Raw genomic sequence first — 16572 nt, forward strand, 5'->3', positions numbered from 1 at the left:
AACACCCAGCATCTCTGCCAGACACCTTCAACCAACTCCAAGGACGCATCAGCCTGCCGCTTGCGGCGCCGCCGCCCTCGTTGTGGCGCCATATAGACCCCACCAAACAAAACTGTCAACGCAGTTTCTCAAAAAAACAGGAATTTTCTTTCCACAGCCAATATGGTCCTTTTTAACCAAATTTCAACCGTGAAAAACTGGCGATTCGAACAGTTGCGACGATTCCGTGACGGCTGACATGACAATCGGGTGAATGAACATGAAGCCAATGCCTTATATTCTGGCGGTCGATGGCGGCGGCACCGGGTGCCGGGCGCTTCTCGCCGACCGCGATGGCGCGACCATGGGCCGGGGGACCAGCGGCCCCGCCAATATCGGCGCGGAGCCGGTCGCCGCGTTGGATAATATAAAGCGCGCGGCGAAGCAGGCCGTGCAGGACGCGGGGCTCGATGTCGCCATACTAAGAGAGACCTGCGCGGTGCTCGGGCTCGCGGGCGCAAATTCGCTTGCCGACAAGGACAGCATGGAACGCCAGTTCCCCTTTGGCCGTGTGAAGATCGTTTCCGACGCGGTCAGCGCCCTGCAAGGCGCGCTCGGGCAGGACGATGGCGCTATCGTCATTCTCGGCACCGGTTCGGTCTTCGTCAAAAGGGAACGGGGCGCCTTCGAGATTGTCGGCGGACGCGGCTTCATGCTGAGCGACCACGCGGGTGGCGCGCGGCTTGGGCGGGAACTTCTCGAAGAAACGCTGCTCGCACTGGATGGAATGGCGGAGCGTACGGCACTTGTCGACGCCGTGCTGGCGCGGTTCAACGGCGAGCTTCGCCAGATCATCGCCTTCTCGCGCAAGGCAACAGCCGCCGACTACGCCGCCTTCGCTCCCTTCGTTTTCAACCACGCCCGTGAGGGCGATCCGCTCGGCAATTCGATCCTGCAACGCGCCTGCTCTTATATTGCACGCGGTCTGGAGCGGCTCGACACGGAAGCGCTTGGCCGGTTCAGCCTGACCGGTGGCCTTGCCTCTTCCTATGCAGCACTGCCCTTCCTGCCGTATCGGGGGCACTATCGGCCCGCACTTGGCGACGCATTGCAAGGCGCATTATCGCTCGCTTTGCTGGAGAACGGGCCGGATCCACACCGTTGAATCCACGCATAGCGCGTTCAGGAAATCGATTCCGGTTTCGCCCCGAAGCTGCGGCGGCAAAAAGACTTGTCGCAGCCGGGTTTAGCGCCTAACTTCCAGGGAGCAGGCTTTGGCCTGATGTTGCGAACGGCGCCGGTTTTGGCTGGCGGCGTGTGTTGCGTATTCTTTTCGTGCATTTCCGGACAAAGCCGGTTTCGGTACTTCGAGGAAATGCCCCACAGGGGTGGCATGCTGACCAAAAAGGGCAAATATGGCCTGAAAGCCATGGTACATCTGGCGGGCGTTACCGATGGACAACTGGTTTCCGCCAGCGAGATCGCCGAAAAGCACCATATACCGCGCAAGTTTCTCGACAATATTTTCACCGAGCTTCGCAATGCCGGTTTCGTTCTGAGCCGCAAAGGCAAGGGCGGCGGCTTCTGCCTCGCCCGCCCGGCCAACGAGATCGCCATCGGCAACATCATCCGTGCGCTCGATGGCGCGCTTGCGCCTATCGCCTGCGCCAGCAAGACCGACTATCGCCCCTGCGACGATTGCGATGAGGAAGAATGTGAAGTGCGCCAGATGATGCTGGATGTGCGCGAAGCCATCGCCAGCGTTCTGGATCACCGAACGCTGGCCGACAGCAGGGCTCTGGATATGGAGCATGCCTCCAAAAGTGGGAACCTGCTTTGGGATTAGGCTTGCGTAGAAACAAAAGACAGAGCGGTTCCAGACGCCCCGTTTCAATGGAAACCGCCCTGGAATCACTGGCCAAACAGGCTCAGGCCGGCGACCAGTTCGGGAACGGATCGTTCAGGCCGGACCAGCGCTCCGGCACGAAGTCTTCTTCCTCAAGCAGACACTGGTCCAGCTCCTCGATGAGCGCGTCTTCCTGCATCGGATCGACGCCGATGAACACGATTTCCTGACGCCGGTCACCCCATGTCTTATGGAAATATGGTTCCATGGCGCGCTGCCATTCGGGTTCGTCCGGCCAGTATTGCTTGGGCACGGACGACCACCAGCGGCCCCTTTTGGCGGTGCGCACCAATGCGCCAGCCTGACTGATTTCGCCAACGAAATCCGGCCTTGTCGCCAGCCAGAAGAAGCCCTTCGCCCGCACGACGCCCGGCCAGCCCTTGTCGATGAACGACTGGAATCGTCCGGGATCGAAGGGGCGCCGCGCGCGATAGACGAAGGAGCGGACGCCATATTCCTCGGTCTCGGGCGTGTGCGCGGCAAAGCCGTGCAGTTCCTTGTACCAGAGCGGATGCTCATGCGCCTTGTTGAAGTCGAACAGCTTCGTGTCCAGTATGGCGTCGAGCGGCACTTCGCCGAAATCAGCTTCCTCGATGCGGCCATCGGGATTGAGCGAACGGATGACCTTGTGGGCGAGATCCCGCTCCTCTCGCGAAGCAGTCGATATCTTGTTCAGCACGACGACGTCGGCGAACTCGATCTGTTCGACCAGCAGGTCGACAAGCGTGCGCTCGTCCTCCGCGCCGAGGGATTCGCCGCGATCGCGCAGAAAGTCGCTCGACGCATAATCCTTCAGCAGATTGGCGGCATCGACAACCGTCACCATCGTATCGAGCCGGGCGACATCGGAAAGGCTGTTGCCCTTCTCGTCGCGAAATTCGAACGTGGCGGCGACCGGCAAGGGCTCGGCTATACCGGTCGATTCGATCAGCAGATAATCGAAGCGCCCCTGTGCCGCCAGTTGCGAAACCTCCTTCAGGAGATCATCGCGCAAGGTGCAGCAGATGCAGCCATTGGTCATTTCGACCAGTTGCTCATCCGTGCGGGACAGATTGGCGCCGCCCTCCCGAACGAGGGCGGCATCGATGTTCACTTCGCTCATATCATTGACGATCACCGCAACCCGGCGGTTCTCGCGATTGTTGAGCACGTGGTTGAGCAACGTCGTCTTTCCGGCTCCAAGAAAGCCGGACAGGACCGTAACGGGCAGTCTCTTTCGCATGACTCCGTTCCTTGATGACAGGGTGGGATCAATCGTGGTGATGGTGATCGAGATTGAAGGTCAGCGTGGTGAAATAGCTGAGCTTGTCGGCTTCCTTTGAATCGGAAAGCGGGCTGGAATAGGCGGCCCCGACAACATTGAGACCGGCATTGCGAATCCTGATCCGGGCAATGCCCTCCGCGTCGGTCTTCACCGGTGCTGCATGGCTGTCATTGACATAGTCCGCCGCGACCTCCACGCCTTCGACCGGCTTTCCGTCAACCAGAACCTGCACGGGCAGTTCGTTGCCCGCCTCCAAAATCGTCGGGTCCATCAGCGGCACGATTTCAAACGGCACGCCCTGCGGCTCGGGCTTTTTGCGCAGATGGTCGAGAACGGCGACGGCGAACTTCCGGCTCTGGCTGGACTGTTTTGCGCCCGGCACTTCCGATTTCGGCTTGTTGACCCACTTGCCGTCCGGCCCCTCGGCCCAGAAGCCATTATCGAAGACGCTGCTGACCACGACCGCATCCCCGGGCACGCCGAGCAGGGCATGATCTTCCTGCCGCCTGACCTCAACGGCGAGTTCCTTGCCGTCCACATCCCGGGCCGTGACCGTCTTCAGCTTCTGCGGATCATAGGCCTCGTCGCTCGCGCCGTGACCGTAAACGACAGCCTGCGTGCCATGACGCTCGGCAATCCAGATGCCATGCGCACCTGCAACCGCAGGCGCGAGAAAGACCATAACGGCACCGGCGTGAAGCGTCCTCAAAAAGCTGTGCATTCATTTCTCCTTTATGTTATATCGTAACAAGCTTGGCGGTGAAAATGGGCGGTGGAAGCCGCCCTGAAATGTCCCGTAAGACCCGGAGCGCGTTTCGATCGGATTGAATCAGATCGGCGCTCCAGCCCCTTCTGCGTGGAGCAACATCTTGTCGACCCTCGTTTCGCTCCGGTCGGATCGTGCCCAGAGCAGTTCCGTTCAATATGGTATCGCGGAACCGCTACGCACTTTTTGGAAATGCTCCAGACGGTCTGGGCCTGACGCGCTTTCAGGCGAAGGGGCGAAGCCTTTCCGCTTTTGGTTCGTGAGTGCCGGGCTGTCGATAGTTGCAGCCCGGCACATTTGCAGCCGCGTTCGGAACGCGCGTGCATCCAGCAAAGGGAAGCGGCTGCGGCTGTTATTTCGACAGGCAGGTTTTCAACGAACCCGCCAGATTGCGGATAAGCTGCGGGTAGAGATCGGGCCCGTCCTTCAGTTCCGCACCCAGAGGATCGAGAATACCGGTTCTGGCCTCGGTCCCGTCGATAACCGTCTTCACCAGCTTCGGCTCGAACTGCGGTTCGGAGAACACGCAGGTTGCGCCAAGCGACTTGATCTTGTCGTGGATTTCCTTGATGCGCGCTGCGCCCGGCGCCTTTTCCGGGCTGACAGTGATCGACCCGGCGGCTTTCACACCGAAACGATTTTCGAAATATTGATAAGCATCATGGAAGACGATGAAGGGCTTGTCTTTGACCGGCTCCAGTTCGCTCGCGATTTCCCTGGTCAGAGCGTCGATCTTCTCGCCATAGTCCCTGGCGTTCTTTTCATATTGCGCGGCATGTTCCGGGTCGCTTGCGCCCAGCGTCTTCGCAATATCCGTTGCCAGGACCTTTCCGTTCTGCGGGTCGAGCCAGAAATGCAGGTCATATTCGCCATGGCCGTGGTCATGATCATGCCCGGCTTCGGAAGCTTCCGCGGCATGATCGTGCTTCTTGTCATCATGGCCATGGTCGTGACCTTCATGCCCGTGGTCATGCGCTTCAAAAGGACCGCCTTCACGGAACTTCAGCCGGTTGAGGCCGTCCGCATCGCCAAGCGCGACGACCTTCGCGCCCTCGCCCAGCGTATCGATCGGCTTGTCGAGGAAGGTTTCCATCGACGGCCCAGCCCAGAAGATCACCTTGGCATGCTCGATTGCCTCGGCATCGGAAGGCTTGAGGCTGTAGACATGCTCCGAACCCGCCCCCTGCACGATCAGCTTCGGCTCGCCCACGCCCTGCATGACCGCCGACACGATGGAATGGAGCGGCTTGATTGATACCACAACGCCTTCGCGCTCTGCGGCAAGCGAGATATTCGTCGCGCTGGCAAGGAAAGCCGAGGCGAGAAGAAGGGAGCGGAAGTGTTTCATGGTCTCTCTCTTGTGCGGTTGGAAACGGATATCATATTCAAGTGATATGTTATTTTATTACGTCTGTTGCGTTATGCTATAACGTCTGTCATAAGGTGAGGCAACCCCCATTTTGCAAAATCGCAACCGGGGTGGCGCAACGAAAAGACACTGAGAAAAGCCCGGAACAGATGAGCAGGAAGACCGCCCTCCCCGTCCAAAAGGCGCGGGAAACCTTGATCGAACTGAAGGACGCCGGCGTCTATCGCGACGGGCGCTGGCTCGTGCGCAATGTCGGCCTGAGCGTCGAGCGCGGGGAGATCGTGACCCTGATCGGGCCGAATGGCGCGGGCAAGAGCACCGCCGCCAAGATGGCGCTGCGCATCCTGAAGCCCGACGAGGGCAGCGTGATCCACATGGCTGGACTGCGCATCGGCTATGTGCCGCAGAAGATCAATATTGACCGCACGCTGCCGCTTTCGGTGGAGCGCCTGATGACGCTCACAGGGCCTCTCTCACGCAAGGATATTGAGACGGCGCTGGAAGTGGTCGGCATTCCGCATCTTGCAAAGGCCGAGATCGCCAACCTGTCGGGCGGCGAATTCCAGCGGGCGCTGATGGCGCGGGCACTTGCCCGCAAGCCGGACCTCATGGTGCTGGACGAGCCGGTGCAGGGCGTCGATTTTTCCGGCGAGACCGCGCTTTACGAGCTGATCGCGAAACTGCGCGACGATACGGGCTGCGGCGTTCTTTTGATTTCGCACGACCTGCATCTCGTCATGGCGGCGACCGACCGCGTCATCTGCCTCAACGGCCATGTGTGCTGCAGCGGGACGCCGCGCGATGTGACGGCGAGCCCTGAATATATGCGGCTGTTCGGCAGCCGCGCCGTCGGGCCGCTTGCCGTTTATGAGCATCACCACGATCACACGCATCTGCCCGACGGGCGCGTGCTTCACGCCGACGGTTCCGTGACCGATCACTGCCATGCCGATGACGGCCATCATCATGAGCATGACCACGCACACGACCACCATCATCACGAAGGGAGCGCGCCCCGTGCTTGACGATTTCTTCACCCGCGCCATCATCGCCGGTGTCGGGCTGGCGCTCACCACCGGGCCGCTCGGCTGCTTCATCGTGTGGCGGCGCATGGCCTATTTCGGGGATACGATGGCGCATTCGGCCCTGCTCGGCGTGGCGCTGGCACTTGTTTTCGACATCAATCTGATGATCGGCGTGTTTGCTGTCGCGGTGGCGATTTCCGCCATTCTGCTGCTTTTGCAGCGCCGCCATACATTGTCGGCGGATTCGCTCCTCGGCATCCTGTCCCATGCCACCCTGTCGCTTGGCCTCGTCCTCGTCGCCTTCATGACATGGGTGCGCGTCGACCTGCTGTCCTTCCTGTTCGGCGACATTCTGGCCGTCTCGCGCATGGATATCGCCTTCATCTATGGCGGCGGCGTGTTCGTGCTGGCGGTTCTGGCCTGGCTGTGGCGTCCCTTCCTCGCCGCCACCGTCAGCGAGGACATTGCCCGCGCCGAGGGCATGAACCCCGCCCTGTCGCGTATCGTTTTCATGCTGCTTCTGGCCATCGTCATCGCCATTGCGATGAAGATCGTCGGAATTCTATTGATAACCTCGCTGCTCATCATACCGGCAGCGACCGCACGCCGCTTTGCCTCGACGCCCGAACAGATGGCCATCCTCGCCTCGCTGATCGGCGCGGCAGGCGTCATCGGCGGACTTTATGGCTCCATTCATTTCGACACGCCCTCCGGCCCGTCCATCGTGGTCGCGGCGCTTGCCATTTTCATTTTGAGCCTGTTACCCCTACATAAGAGGGAACAAGCATCACCGAAACGGATCGCTGGACAATGAGCACCCATCACCATCATCACGCCCCGCAGGACCTGACCCGCAATCAGACACTGGTTTTCGACGTGCTGTCCAAGGCGGAAGGCCCGCTCAGCGCCTATACGATCCTCGACCAGCTGCGCGACGACGGCTTCCGCGCGCCGCTGCAAGTCTATCGCGCGCTGGAAAAGCTGCTCGACTACGGGCTGATCCATCGGCTCGAAAGCCTCAACGCCTTCGTTGCCTGCGCGCATCCGCAATGCCACCAGCAGGGTCTGGTGGCTTTCGCCATTTGCGAGAAATGCGGTCAGGTGACGGAGTTTTCCGACGCGGCAATCGAAAATCTCGTCAGCGCATGGAGCCTGCAGAACGGCTTCAAGTCGCGCAAGACGACACTGGAGCTGCGCGGCCTCTGCGAAGCCTGCGGGGATCACTGAACAGCTACGAACCTGTTCAAGGTAACCATGTCCGAAGGTTCCCGGTTTAAAAAGTAACGCATCGGCAATCGAAACCTGCTAGATTGCTCTCCTGAAACTGCGCATTGTGCTTTCTGAAAATCGTTTGCGATTTCCAGGCCGATGCCGGAGGGGAAAAGCAGGTAAGATTTCGATATGGCACGGGTTAAGCCATCCCATGAACGTCGCAGGGAAGAGAGGCAGCGAACAAGGCTGCGCTCCGGCAAGATCGTGGGCCTCGACGGGCGGTTTATCATCGAATGCCAGTTCAGCGATATCGCGCCCCATGGCGCCAAGCTCAGAACCGTGGAAGTCCCCACTCTGCCCGAGCGTTTCTGGCTGTTCGACGATTATTACGGCCGCGCGCTTCTGGCCCGCGTCGCCTGGCGCAATGGCCGTGAAATGGGTGTGGAACTCGTATCCGACCCGGCAATCACGCCGCTGGACGAAGAACGCCTCGCCCAGCTTTCAGGAAAATATTATTCGCTGTGACTGACAGGCTGCGCGGCTGCCTGCTTTTCAGGAACCTGTTTCCCCGGCGCGGTCGGCGTTGGCGCGCCGCGCATGTTCATGGCGCGGATTTCCTCGGCTGAAATATAGTTGAACTGCTCGACCAATAGGTCCTTGATGGCGGGCTCTGGAAACCGCGCATTGAGATCGGCGATGATCGAGGCGCGCACATCCTCGAAGCTCACCTTTTCAACCTCTTTCGTATCCGAATAGCTGCCATAGAACTTGCGGAAGATTTCATCGCTGATGAAGAATTCGAGCGGCACGCTGAGCTTCTTGCGAACGTTCGAATCGATCGTATAGACGAGCTGCGTCACCACATAACCGGCGACGCCGCCGTTCGAGAGGATCGGCACGCTCATCACATCCGTCTTCACGTAGTCCACGCCTCCAAACCCGCCGACCGCGGCCTGCGCCCCATCCGGGGATGAGGCGTTCTGGCGAACCGCGAAGAAAAGCGAGCCGAAAGCGACGGCGCAGATCCACAGGCCGATGGCAATGATGCGGATCATCGTGCGTGACCGAGCCTCGCGCTCTGCATGGAATAGGTGCCGTCGGCTTCCTGCGTTTCCAGCGCACCGCGAATGAGGTCGGCCAGCTCGCCGACAGCCCGCAGATGCAGTTGCAGCGCTTCGCAGTTTTTCTCAAGCTTGTGCTTCAGGCTGTCGAGCAGTGGCTGAAGCGGCTTCATCGTCGCCGGCTCGGCAGCGCCGGCCGCCTTCTTGATCGCCTTGTTGAAATCATAGAGCCCGCGGCTCTTGCGTGCGTTGATTTCCGCAAGATCGGGGTTGCCGCCTTCCAGCAGAAGGCGCGTCTCCGTATCGATGACGTCTTCCAGACGCTGGATCGCCCGCACGACCGGCTTCAATGCTGGGTTCTCGGCCGGTTCCTCTGCCAGCGCCTGACCGGGTTCGCTCGTCACGGCGACGATCAGCGAATCCTCTGGCAGGCTGTTTTCAGAGCTTGTCTCGGTCATTTCGGGGGTCCTCAATTATGACGCTTGTCGTTACGGGCCAATCAGCCACGCGCGCTGTCCGTGTCGCTATCTTTGTGTGGAACAGTTCCGGTGAAACGCAGTCCTCGGAACGGTTCTATCTCTCTATTTTCCCGCATGTCTTCATCCCGAAACCGGTTCCCCCTTTCGGGAGACATGCTCCAGCTGCTTTTGAATGAGCTTGCGTTCGAAACCATGCACGATGTCCTTCGAAACGGCGTTTTCGCTCACCTCGCCTCCCAGATTATTGATCACGTCTCCCAACGCTACCGTTGTCGGTGCTTCTGGCCGCGCGTTGCGCGCCGCCTGTTCCTCAAGCAACCTGGCAATGCCGACACCGCCGCCATCCGCCATCTTGTTTGCCATGGCTTCCGCCATCATGGACTTCCAGTATTCACCGGCGATCCCCTTCCCGAAGGTCGCCGTCGTGTCACTGGTAAACATCGACTGCACGAAGGATTGCAGCATGAAGGCCTCGAACTTGCGATAGGCCGGGCTGGCCGCATTCTGCGCATCCGATCGCACGCTGACGCCCGCCGCAAGACTGTCGGAAAAGCGGGCGAAATTGTCCCGCGTCAGCCCACCGGCAGCCGAGGCCACCATGGTTCCCGGTGCCGACGGCGCTTTCAACCGTTCCGCCGCCATGCGATAGGCTTGCGGATCGGCGCGCGCGCCACGTCCATCACCAGATCTGACGGCGGGTTGATCGCCATGCAATACACTCCCTCTTCTGTTGATTGCACCATAACGGGTCAAACTTGACTGAAACTTGTGCGTGCGTTCAGCCTCATTTTTGCGCTCAATCAGGGCCTTGCGACCGGCTTGTCGTTTTCCGGCTAATAAATTCCTCGATAAGGCTGGAAAGTTCGCGCCGTTCGCGCTCGTTTCTGGTGTCCGTCAGGCGATCCTCCAGCAATTCGACACGCCGCTGTTCCTGCAACAGGGCCTTGCGCTGCGCCTGAAGACGCTGCTCAAGCTGCTGCGATTCGGCTGCGTTGTTGCCGAGGCGCCTGATAAGCAGCGACGGATCGATACTGAGCGCATCGCCATCATAGCGGCGATCCTGCATGGCGATCAGCGCCTCGCGCTCCTCATCCAGCGCGCCCTTGCGCGCATTGGCTGCGGCAAGCGCCTGTTCCAGCCGGGCGCTGCCAAGCTTTTGCAGTTCTATGAGCTTCTTGAGATTGCGCGGATTGGTCATCGCGGCCCTCAGAACAATTCACGCAGCTGCGTGGCAGTTTCATTGGTGAAGAAGCGCAGCAGTTCCGGCAGGATGAAATAGACCTCCAGCAGCCCTCCCCCCAGCACGAACGGCATTGATACGAAGTAGACCGGTATGGTTGGCGTCAGCTTGTTCACCAGACCGATGGCGAAATTGACTAGGATGGCAAAGACGATGAAGGGCGCTGCAATGCGCAGCGTCGCCAGAAAAGCCCCCGAAAGCGCATCGGTGAAGTCGATCATCACCGCATCGGGACGAAACTGCCCATCCACCGGAATGGCCACATAGGAATTGAGCAGCGCCCGGAAGATTTCCAGATGCATGTCGGTGATGAAGAACAGGAACAGCGCGCTGAAGGTGACGATCGTCGCCAATGTCGCCTGCGGTTCGCTTTCCGTGATGGCATCGGCGGGAGAGCCGGAATAGCCGATGGACACGGCCATCGTGCTTGCCATGAATTGCAGCGCCCAGAAATAGATATGCGCCAGAATGCCGATGACCGCGCCGATGAATATTTCGCTCGCCATCAGGCGGAACAGGGTCCAGGGCTGCCCGGCATCGACAACGGTGACGATGCGTTGCAGCACGAGCGGCAGAACCGCGAACGAACAGGCAAGCGCGATGAAAAGCCTGACCTGCAAGGGAATGCGCGCGCTCGAAAGTCCCGGCATCAGCATCAGGCATGCGCCGATGCGGCAGAACGCCAGAACGGCGGCCAGGATGATCTCGTTAAGCGGCAATTGCGCGACAGGCACTCAAGGCCCTTTCATCGTACGTAGCAATAATTACTCCCCTCGTCCTTCGAGACGCCAGGCCTCGACAAGCTCGGCATGGCTCCTCAGGATGAGGGCGTGGGCGCTAGAACTCTTTCCTCATCCTGAGGAAGTGCCCTGAGCGCGGGCAGGGCGTCTCCAACCCTCGCTCCCCTCATCCTGAGGAGGTGCCCTGAGCGCAGCGAAGGGGACCGTCTCGAAGGATCGAAGGACCGAGGGTGCAGTGCCAAGGTTTAAGCATCGCGCGCTTTAAGGTGAGGGCCCGAGCGCCAGGTTTTCCCGTCGCTCTGACTGCCACACACCCTCGGCCCGGATAGAGGGGCATCGCCAATCCACCCTCTCACCATGCCGGTACGCGTCCTGCAACCGACGCCAAGGCTTCTCCAGTCCGCTCTGCCCCTCATCCTTCGAGACGGTGCCCTTCGCTGCGCTCAGGACTCCTCCTCAGGATGAGGGCGGTGGTGATAGTCTTCCCTCATCTTTCGGCATTGCGCTTTAAGGTGAGGACGTAAGCCAGTGCTCCCTTCCCTCTGAGCCACACACCCTCGGCCCGGATAGACGGCACCGCCAATCCACCCCTTCACCGTGCCGGTGCGCATCCGAAAAACCGACGCCGTGGCTTCTCCAGACCGCTCCGCCCCTCATCCTGAGGAGGTGCCCTGAGCGCAGCGAAGGGGACCGTCTCGAAGGATCGAAGGATCGAGAGACCGAAGGAACGAGAGACCCAAGGACCGAGAGACGGAAGGATCGACGAACGCTGACCTCCTACGAAATCGCGCCAAGTGACTTCACCTCCACGCCCCGGGCGATTTCGACATGGGAGAGCACCGGCAAGGTGGCGAACAGGCGCTCGATGATCATGCGGATATATGGCCGCGCTTCCGGCGAGGACACCAGCACGAAGCGCTCGCCATTGTCGAAATGCTTGCGGATGACGGCGGAAGCCTCCGTGCCGAACTGTTCCAGCAGGCGCGGATCGATGTCGAATTCGACGATCTCGCCCTTGGCGTCACGCTTGAGGCTCTGGTGGAAAACCAGATCCCAGCGATTGCCGAGACGCAGAACGTTCAGAACACCATTGTCGGAAAGATCGCCGCAAATCTGCTGCGCCATGCGCATGCGCACATGCTCCACGATCATTTCCGGACGGCGGACGAGCGGTGCGATTTCCGCGATGGCTTCAAGGATCAGATGCAGGTTGCGGATGGAAATACGCTCGGCGAGCAGCAGTTTCAGCACCGCCTGCAAGCCCGAATAGGAAATATGCGTCGGGCAGATATCTTCCAGAAGCTTGCGATATTCAGAGCCCAGACGATCCAGCAGGATGCGCATGTCCTTGTAGGACAGAAGCTGGGCCAGATTGTTGCGGACGATTTCGCTCAGATGCGTCAGCAGGACGGAGAGATTGTCCACGGTCATGTAACCATCGCGGCGCAGATCAGCCGCGAAGGTTTCCGGCACCGAATAGGCGCGCATACCGAAGGCCGGCTCGCGCACTTCCTCACCGGGGATGGACGGGATCGGGCGCTCGCCCAGCACGACGAGCGTTTCGCCGACGCGCAGCTCGTGGCTGGCGACCGCCGTGCCGTGTATCTTGATACGATAGCTCTTCGGCGGCAGCGCAATGTCGTCCGTCACCTTGATTTCGGGAATGACGAAACCGTATTCCTGCGCGAACTTGCGGCGCATCTTGTTGACGCGGTGCGCCAGTTCCTGCTGCGAGGCGATCAGGCGGGCGGAAAGCTGCTTGCCGAGGCAAAGTTCGATCTGGTTGGTTTCCAGCGACGCCTTGACCGAGTTGCGCTCCTGCTCTTCCGCCTCGCGCTGCTTCTTGTCGGCTTCGCTGGCTTCCGCCTCGCGCTGGCGCGCCTGGCGGCGCGGCACGGCAATGCCGACAAAGGCCATTGCGCCGCCCAGCATGAAGAACGGGAAGGCTGGCAGGCCCGGCATGATGCCGAGGACGAAAAGCAGCATCGCCGCAACCAGAAGCGCCTTCGGATAGGCGCCGAGCTGGCCGAAGATCGCCTGGTCGGCGGAACCGCGCGTGCCGCCCTTCGACACGAGAAGACCGGCGGCGAGCGAGACGATCAGGGCCGGAATCTGCGTGACCAGACCATCGCCCACCGACAGTTTGGTGAAGACGTCGGCGGCGTGCGCAATGTCCATGTCGTGGCGCGTGGCGCCGATGATGATGCCGCCGAAAATATTGACGGCGGTGATGATGAGACCCGCAATCGCATCGCCGCGCACGAATTTCGACGCACCGTCCATGGAGCCAAAGAAGGAGCTTTCCTCTTCCAGCTCGCGGCGGCGGCGCTGCGCTTCCTTTTCATCGATCAGGCCGGACGAAAGGTCGGCATCGATGGCCATCTGCTTGCCGGGAATGGCGTCGAGGGTAAAGCGCGCGCCCACTTCCGCGATACGCGTCGCGCCCTTGGTGATGACGAGGAAATTGACGATGATCAGGATGCAGAAAACCACCAGACCGATGACGAAATCGCCGCCCATCACGAATTGCGAGAAGCCGTGGATCACATGACCGGCGGCGAGATAGCCCTCATTGCCATGGGTGAGGATCACGCGCGTCGTCGCGATGTTCAGCGACAATCGCATCATGGTGGCGATCAGCAGCACCGTCGGAAAGGCGGAAAAGTCGAGCGGACGCTGGATCCACAGCGCCACCATCAGGATCAGGACCGAAAAGGCAATCGAGAATGCCAGCCCGATATCCAGCACCACCGCCGGGACGGGCAGGAAAAGCACCGTCAGGATGATGATGATGCCAACCGCCAGACCCATGTCGCTGCCGGTCAGAAATCCGCCTTTTATGAAGGGTTTAGCCGCTGCCTGCTGCACGTCCGTCTCCTGTTTGCGGAGGGAACTTAGCTTGCGAAGCTTGCGCGAAGGCTACGTGCTAGAACCCCTTCTCGATACGAGAATATGCGAGCAGCGTGAACGAGTTGATCTGCGCGCCGACGAAAGGCGCGGTCAGGGCCAGTATGACGAAGATGACGATGATCTTCGGCACGAAGGTCAGGGTCATTTCCTGAATCTGGGTCAGCGCCTGAAAAAGCGCGATGCCGATGCCTGCCAGCATGGCGGCAAGCACCGCCGGGCCGCTTGCCATAAGCACGGTCCAGATCGCGGAATTGACGATATCGAGCGCGTCGGCCTCGTTCACCGCATCATGTCCTAGCTGATCTTGACGCCTGCGCCGATCATCAGCGTCTTACCGTCTTCCAGTTCGGCCAGCATGCCGTTGGACTGGATGGTAACGGATTTCACGACGCCGGATATGCTGCCATCGGCATTGGTCAGCGTGCGGCCGATCCAGCCTTCGGCCTGCGTCAGCGACGTATTGGCGATCAGCGTTTCAAGCTTGCTGTTCATCTGCACGGCCTGTTCGACATTGGAGAAGGTCGCAAGCTGCGAGACATATTGCGTGGCGTCCATCGGCTGCGTCGGGTCCTGGTTCTGCATCTGCGTCACCAGAAGCTTGAGGAAGGAATTGTAGTCGACGCTTGCCTTGTTGGCCGCCGAATTGCTGTTGTTCGGCGTATTGTTGTTCGTCGTGTTCGTGCCGACCGGCGGTGTCGTGGTCATCGGTTTGCCTCTGCGGATTTCCGGATTGCAGCCACGTGCGAAGCCGGGGCTTCAAGGCCCATCAGTTCGGCCTCGCGTGGATATTGCGCGCGAATGGTCTTGAGCGCCTCGAAAACGCGCCCGTTATGAACCAGCTCGTCGACCAGCTTCAGCGCGTTCAGGATTTCCACATCCTTGAACGTGGAGAACATGCCCCTCAGCATCTGCGCGAAAGTGGCGTGGGCCTGTTCGCGCATGGCCGGTTCGATCAGCATCATCTGCGCGGCGAAATAAAGCTGGCGCAGCGGCGTGGTCGTGTCCTCGGGCTGGAGAACGTGGTTTTCCAGAAGGAAGGTGGCGTCGTTCAGAAGCTCGAGCGAGACCTTGCGGTCGGTCTTCAGCACGGCACCATTGATAAAGATGCGTTCGCCCGCGCGCAGCGAAAGGCGAATGGCCGGTTTTCCGTTGGGAGCCATTTCAAAGTCCGTCCCGGATCGACTGGGTGATCTCGATCAGCGTGGCGTAATCATTGCTTTCGCCCTGACGGATGCGCTCGATTTCCTTCAGCACGAAAATGCCGACGGAAATGATCGCCGCCTTCAGTTCCTTCGGCAGCACGTTTTCCTCCGACCCCAGATCGTCGATGATCGTTGTCCAGAGTTTCGTGGTGAAATAGGTCGCGTCGATCCCCTCGCGCGAGCCGCTGCCGTTTTCCTTCGCCAGTTCGAGCATTGAGATGGAACGGTCGAACAGCGCCCGCTCCCGTTCCCTGGCGCTCGCCATATCGTCAGTCATGACATCTTCGTAGCGCATCTGATACATGGTTTTCTCCGTCTATCAGTCCGGACGGGCTCGCATCATGCTGCGTCCGTCCTGATCATCCCGACTATCTGAGATAGTTGAGCAGGCTCATATTCTGCAGCTGAACCGTCAGCGAATAGGAAGTCTCGATCTGCGTCTTCAAAGCGTTGACGCGGGTCGCCGCCTCGTAAGGGTCGACTTCCTCGAGATTGAGCACCGACTGGTTCAGAATCTTCTGCTGCGCCACGATACGCGTCGTCGCCGCCTGCGTGCGCGACTGCGCCAGACCGAGCGTCGTCTGTTCCGACGTCGTTTCGGTGATCGCCGTGGTCGTGGTCTGCATGGCCTTGCCGGTCAGGGCTTCGAAAGCCTGGCTGTTGAGGCCGATGGTTGCGAATTCGGCGACCATGACCGCCGACATGATCGTCCTGCGGAAGCCGTCTGCATTGGCCGAGATCGATGTATCGGCGGTTTCGGTCGGCGAGATGCGGCTCTTGATGACCGTGTCCGATGCATCCGACCAGTTCGCGGCCCAGTTGGCATCGTTGAACTCCTCGGCGAAATCGCCGTCGAGAAAGGCCGTCATCTCGTCGCCGGTGATGTTGGCCACCTGCGGATCGTCGATGGCGAAGCCGAAATGGTTCTGGAAGGCCTGGCGCACGGCGGTCTGCGCGGCGCTGCCTTCGGTATAGTCGGCAACCGGCTTCACATCGGTGTTCACACCGGCGAAGATATATTCGCCGTTATAGCTGGTGTTGAGCAGGCCGGTGACGGAGTTGAGAATAGACTTTGCCGACTTGGCGATCGTGGCGGCACTTTCAGCGGTATTGTTGGCGCCCGTCAGGTCGCCCAGAAAGTTCTGCGTGTTCTCGATGATCGTGCCGGCAGCGGTCTGCGTCGCATTCATGCGCTGCTGCACCAGCTTGTTCATGTCCGTCAGCACGCTCAGCCGGTCATATTCCTTGCGCAGGGACACGGTCTGCCCGGATTTCGAGCCGAGCGAAAGCCCGACATCGAACACGGTTCCCGTGGTCGCTTCCTGTTGGGCTTTCAGCATCTCGGCCTTGTTCTTCGCGACCATGGCCCTGAGGGCTGACGTTGCGCCATAGGTGGAAATCGATTGCGCTTTCATTGGC

The 16572-nt window shown here is 60.2% G+C and carries 19 protein-coding genes and 1 pseudogene; 6 read left to right on the forward strand and 14 right to left on the reverse strand.

The annotated features are described in order from the left end of the window. Nucleotides 1-253 precede the first annotated feature (253 nt). Nucleotides 254-1144, forward strand: coding sequence for a BadF/BadG/BcrA/BcrD ATPase family protein (locus ACS5UA_RS21210; RefSeq protein WP_443101767.1), 891 nt, complete (start codon nt 254-256; stop codon nt 1142-1144). 228 nt (nt 1145-1372) lie between these two features. After that, nucleotides 1373-1825 (forward strand): RrF2 family transcriptional regulator, encoded by a 453-nt coding sequence (locus ACS5UA_RS21215; RefSeq protein WP_443101768.1) that lies wholly within the window; start codon nt 1373-1375, stop codon nt 1823-1825. Nucleotides 1826-1907: 82 nt separating this feature from the next. Here the strand turns inward: ACS5UA_RS21215 and zigA are convergent, their stop codons facing one another. The 3 genes from zigA to znuA form a co-directional block, all read right to left on the reverse strand. Next, the gene (gene zigA / locus ACS5UA_RS21220; protein WP_443101769.1) at nt 1908-3107 is read right to left on the reverse strand and encodes a zinc metallochaperone GTPase ZigA; all 1200 of its coding nucleotides are present in this window, start codon (nt 3105-3107) and stop codon (nt 1908-1910) included. Between the two features lie 28 nt (nt 3108-3135). Continuing rightward, nucleotides 3136-3870: a DUF4198 domain-containing protein gene (locus ACS5UA_RS21225; RefSeq protein WP_443101770.1), complete on the reverse strand. Its 735-nt coding sequence runs from the start codon at nt 3868-3870 to the stop codon at nt 3136-3138. Nucleotides 3871-4267: 397 nt separating this feature from the next. Further along, nucleotides 4268-5263, reverse strand: coding sequence for a zinc ABC transporter substrate-binding protein ZnuA (gene znuA, locus ACS5UA_RS21230; protein ID WP_443101771.1), 996 nt, complete (start codon nt 5261-5263; stop codon nt 4268-4270). 170 nt (nt 5264-5433) lie between these two features. Here znuA and ACS5UA_RS21235 point away from each other — a divergent pair, with 170 nt between their 5' ends. The 4 genes from ACS5UA_RS21235 to ACS5UA_RS21250 all read left to right on the forward strand — a co-directional run bounded on the left by ACS5UA_RS21235 (nt 5434) and on the right by ACS5UA_RS21250 (nt 8046). Next, a complete protein-coding gene (locus ACS5UA_RS21235) occupies nt 5434-6309 on the forward strand; it encodes an ATP-binding cassette domain-containing protein (protein WP_443101772.1) in 876 nt (291 codons plus the stop codon). Beyond that, nucleotides 6257-7123 carry a zinc ABC transporter permease subunit ZnuB gene (gene znuB / locus ACS5UA_RS21240; protein WP_025091720.1) on the forward strand — a complete coding sequence of 289 codons (867 nt, stop codon included), beginning with the start codon at nt 6257-6259 and terminating at the stop codon, nt 7121-7123. The genes ACS5UA_RS21235 and znuB overlap by 53 nt, the downstream gene beginning before the upstream one ends. After that, nucleotides 7120-7536 carry a Fur family transcriptional regulator gene (locus tag ACS5UA_RS21245; protein WP_006469385.1) on the forward strand — a complete coding sequence of 139 codons (417 nt, stop codon included), beginning with the start codon at nt 7120-7122 and terminating at the stop codon, nt 7534-7536. The genes znuB and ACS5UA_RS21245 overlap by 4 nt, the downstream gene beginning before the upstream one ends. A 174-nt stretch (nt 7537-7710) precedes the next feature. Then, complete coding sequence (locus ACS5UA_RS21250) at nt 7711-8046, forward strand: PilZ domain-containing protein (RefSeq protein ID WP_443101773.1); 336 nt, start codon at nt 7711-7713, stop codon at nt 8044-8046. Here ACS5UA_RS21250 and ACS5UA_RS21255 read toward each other — a convergent pair. From ACS5UA_RS21255 to ACS5UA_RS21305, 11 genes and pseudogenes are all read right to left on the reverse strand, one after another. Next, nucleotides 8034-8576 carry a hypothetical protein gene (locus ACS5UA_RS21255; protein WP_443101774.1) on the reverse strand — a complete coding sequence of 181 codons (543 nt, stop codon included), beginning with the start codon at nt 8574-8576 and terminating at the stop codon, nt 8034-8036. The genes ACS5UA_RS21250 and ACS5UA_RS21255 overlap by 13 nt on opposite strands. Beyond that, the gene (locus ACS5UA_RS21260) at nt 8573-9040 is read right to left on the reverse strand and encodes a hypothetical protein (RefSeq protein WP_006471447.1); all 468 of its coding nucleotides are present in this window, start codon (nt 9038-9040) and stop codon (nt 8573-8575) included. Before ACS5UA_RS21260 ends, ACS5UA_RS21255 begins: the two co-directional genes overlap by 4 nt. 141 nt (nt 9041-9181) lie before the next feature. Then, nucleotides 9182-9771, reverse strand: a pseudogene (locus tag ACS5UA_RS21265) (rod-binding protein). Between the two features lie 86 nt (nt 9772-9857). Beyond that, nucleotides 9858-10259 (reverse strand): hypothetical protein, encoded by a 402-nt coding sequence (locus tag ACS5UA_RS21270; protein WP_443101775.1) that lies wholly within the window; start codon nt 10257-10259, stop codon nt 9858-9860. 8 nt (nt 10260-10267) lie between these two features. Then, on the reverse strand, nt 10268-11035 hold the full coding sequence (gene fliR / locus ACS5UA_RS21275) for a flagellar biosynthetic protein FliR (RefSeq protein WP_443101776.1): 768 nt from the start codon (nt 11033-11035) through the stop codon (nt 10268-10270). Between the two features lie 783 nt (nt 11036-11818). Then, nucleotides 11819-13909: a flagellar biosynthesis protein FlhA gene (gene flhA, locus ACS5UA_RS21280; RefSeq protein ID WP_025091725.1), complete on the reverse strand. Its 2091-nt coding sequence runs from the start codon at nt 13907-13909 to the stop codon at nt 11819-11821. A 58-nt stretch (nt 13910-13967) separates the two neighbouring features. Then, entirely contained in the window at nt 13968-14234 is a 267-nt protein-coding gene (gene fliQ / locus ACS5UA_RS21285) for a flagellar biosynthesis protein FliQ (RefSeq protein WP_230350284.1), read from the reverse strand. A gap of 11 nt (nt 14235-14245) precedes the next feature. After that, nucleotides 14246-14656 (reverse strand): flagellar hook assembly protein FlgD, encoded by a 411-nt coding sequence (gene flgD / locus ACS5UA_RS21290; protein WP_006469394.1) that lies wholly within the window; start codon nt 14654-14656, stop codon nt 14246-14248. Continuing rightward, on the reverse strand, nt 14653-15111 hold the full coding sequence (gene flbT / locus ACS5UA_RS21295; protein WP_443101777.1) for a flagellar biosynthesis repressor FlbT: 459 nt from the start codon (nt 15109-15111) through the stop codon (nt 14653-14655). The genes flgD and flbT overlap by 4 nt, the downstream gene beginning before the upstream one ends. A 1-nt stretch (nt 15112) precedes the next feature. Then, entirely contained in the window at nt 15113-15457 is a 345-nt protein-coding gene (flaF, locus tag ACS5UA_RS21300) for a flagellar biosynthesis regulator FlaF (RefSeq protein ID WP_025091727.1), read from the reverse strand. A gap of 64 nt (nt 15458-15521) precedes the next feature. Beyond that, nucleotides 15522-16568 (reverse strand): flagellar hook-associated family protein, encoded by a 1047-nt coding sequence (locus ACS5UA_RS21305; protein WP_006471445.1) that lies wholly within the window; start codon nt 16566-16568, stop codon nt 15522-15524. Between the last annotated feature and the right edge of the window lie 4 nt (nt 16569-16572).

Source organism: Brucella sp. RRSP16, from assembly GCF_052246815.1.
In the GTDB taxonomy this organism is placed as follows: domain Bacteria; phylum Pseudomonadota; class Alphaproteobacteria; order Rhizobiales; family Rhizobiaceae; genus Brucella; species Brucella intermedia.

What these genes read in the sequence shown, in the direction of transcription:
- ACS5UA_RS21210 (WP_443101767.1), top strand. Translation starts at nt 254, where the DNA reads ATGAACATGAAGCCAATGCCTTATATTCTGGCGGTCGATGGCGGCGGC.
- ACS5UA_RS21215 (WP_443101768.1), top strand. Translation starts at nt 1,373, where the DNA reads ATGCTGACCAAAAAGGGCAAATATGGCCTGAAAGCCATGGTACATCTG.
- zigA (WP_443101769.1), bottom strand. Translation starts at nt 3,107, where the DNA reads ATGCGAAAGAGACTGCCCGTTACGGTCCTGTCCGGCTTTCTTGGAGCC.
- ACS5UA_RS21225 (WP_443101770.1), bottom strand. Translation starts at nt 3,870, where the DNA reads ATGCACAGCTTTTTGAGGACGCTTCACGCCGGTGCCGTTATGGTCTTT.
- znuA (WP_443101771.1), bottom strand. Translation starts at nt 5,263, where the DNA reads ATGAAACACTTCCGCTCCCTTCTTCTCGCCTCGGCTTTCCTTGCCAGC.
- ACS5UA_RS21235 (WP_443101772.1), top strand. Translation starts at nt 5,434, where the DNA reads ATGAGCAGGAAGACCGCCCTCCCCGTCCAAAAGGCGCGGGAAACCTTG.
- znuB (WP_025091720.1), top strand. Translation starts at nt 6,257, where the DNA reads ATGACCACGCACACGACCACCATCATCACGAAGGGAGCGCGCCCCGTG.
- ACS5UA_RS21245 (WP_006469385.1), top strand. Translation starts at nt 7,120, where the DNA reads ATGAGCACCCATCACCATCATCACGCCCCGCAGGACCTGACCCGCAAT.
- ACS5UA_RS21250 (WP_443101773.1), top strand. Translation starts at nt 7,711, where the DNA reads ATGGCACGGGTTAAGCCATCCCATGAACGTCGCAGGGAAGAGAGGCAG.
- ACS5UA_RS21255 (WP_443101774.1), bottom strand. Translation starts at nt 8,576, where the DNA reads ATGATCCGCATCATTGCCATCGGCCTGTGGATCTGCGCCGTCGCTTTC.
- ACS5UA_RS21260 (WP_006471447.1), bottom strand. Translation starts at nt 9,040, where the DNA reads ATGACCGAGACAAGCTCTGAAAACAGCCTGCCAGAGGATTCGCTGATC.
- ACS5UA_RS21270 (WP_443101775.1), bottom strand. Translation starts at nt 10,259, where the DNA reads ATGACCAATCCGCGCAATCTCAAGAAGCTCATAGAACTGCAAAAGCTT.
- flgD (WP_006469394.1), bottom strand. Translation starts at nt 14,656, where the DNA reads ATGACCACGACACCGCCGGTCGGCACGAACACGACGAACAACAATACG.
- flbT (WP_443101777.1), bottom strand. Translation starts at nt 15,111, where the DNA reads ATGGCTCCCAACGGAAAACCGGCCATTCGCCTTTCGCTGCGCGCGGGC.
- flaF (WP_025091727.1), bottom strand. Translation starts at nt 15,457, where the DNA reads ATGTATCAGATGCGCTACGAAGATGTCATGACTGACGATATGGCGAGC.
- ACS5UA_RS21305 (WP_006471445.1), bottom strand. Translation starts at nt 16,568, where the DNA reads ATGAAAGCGCAATCGATTTCCACCTATGGCGCAACGTCAGCCCTCAGG.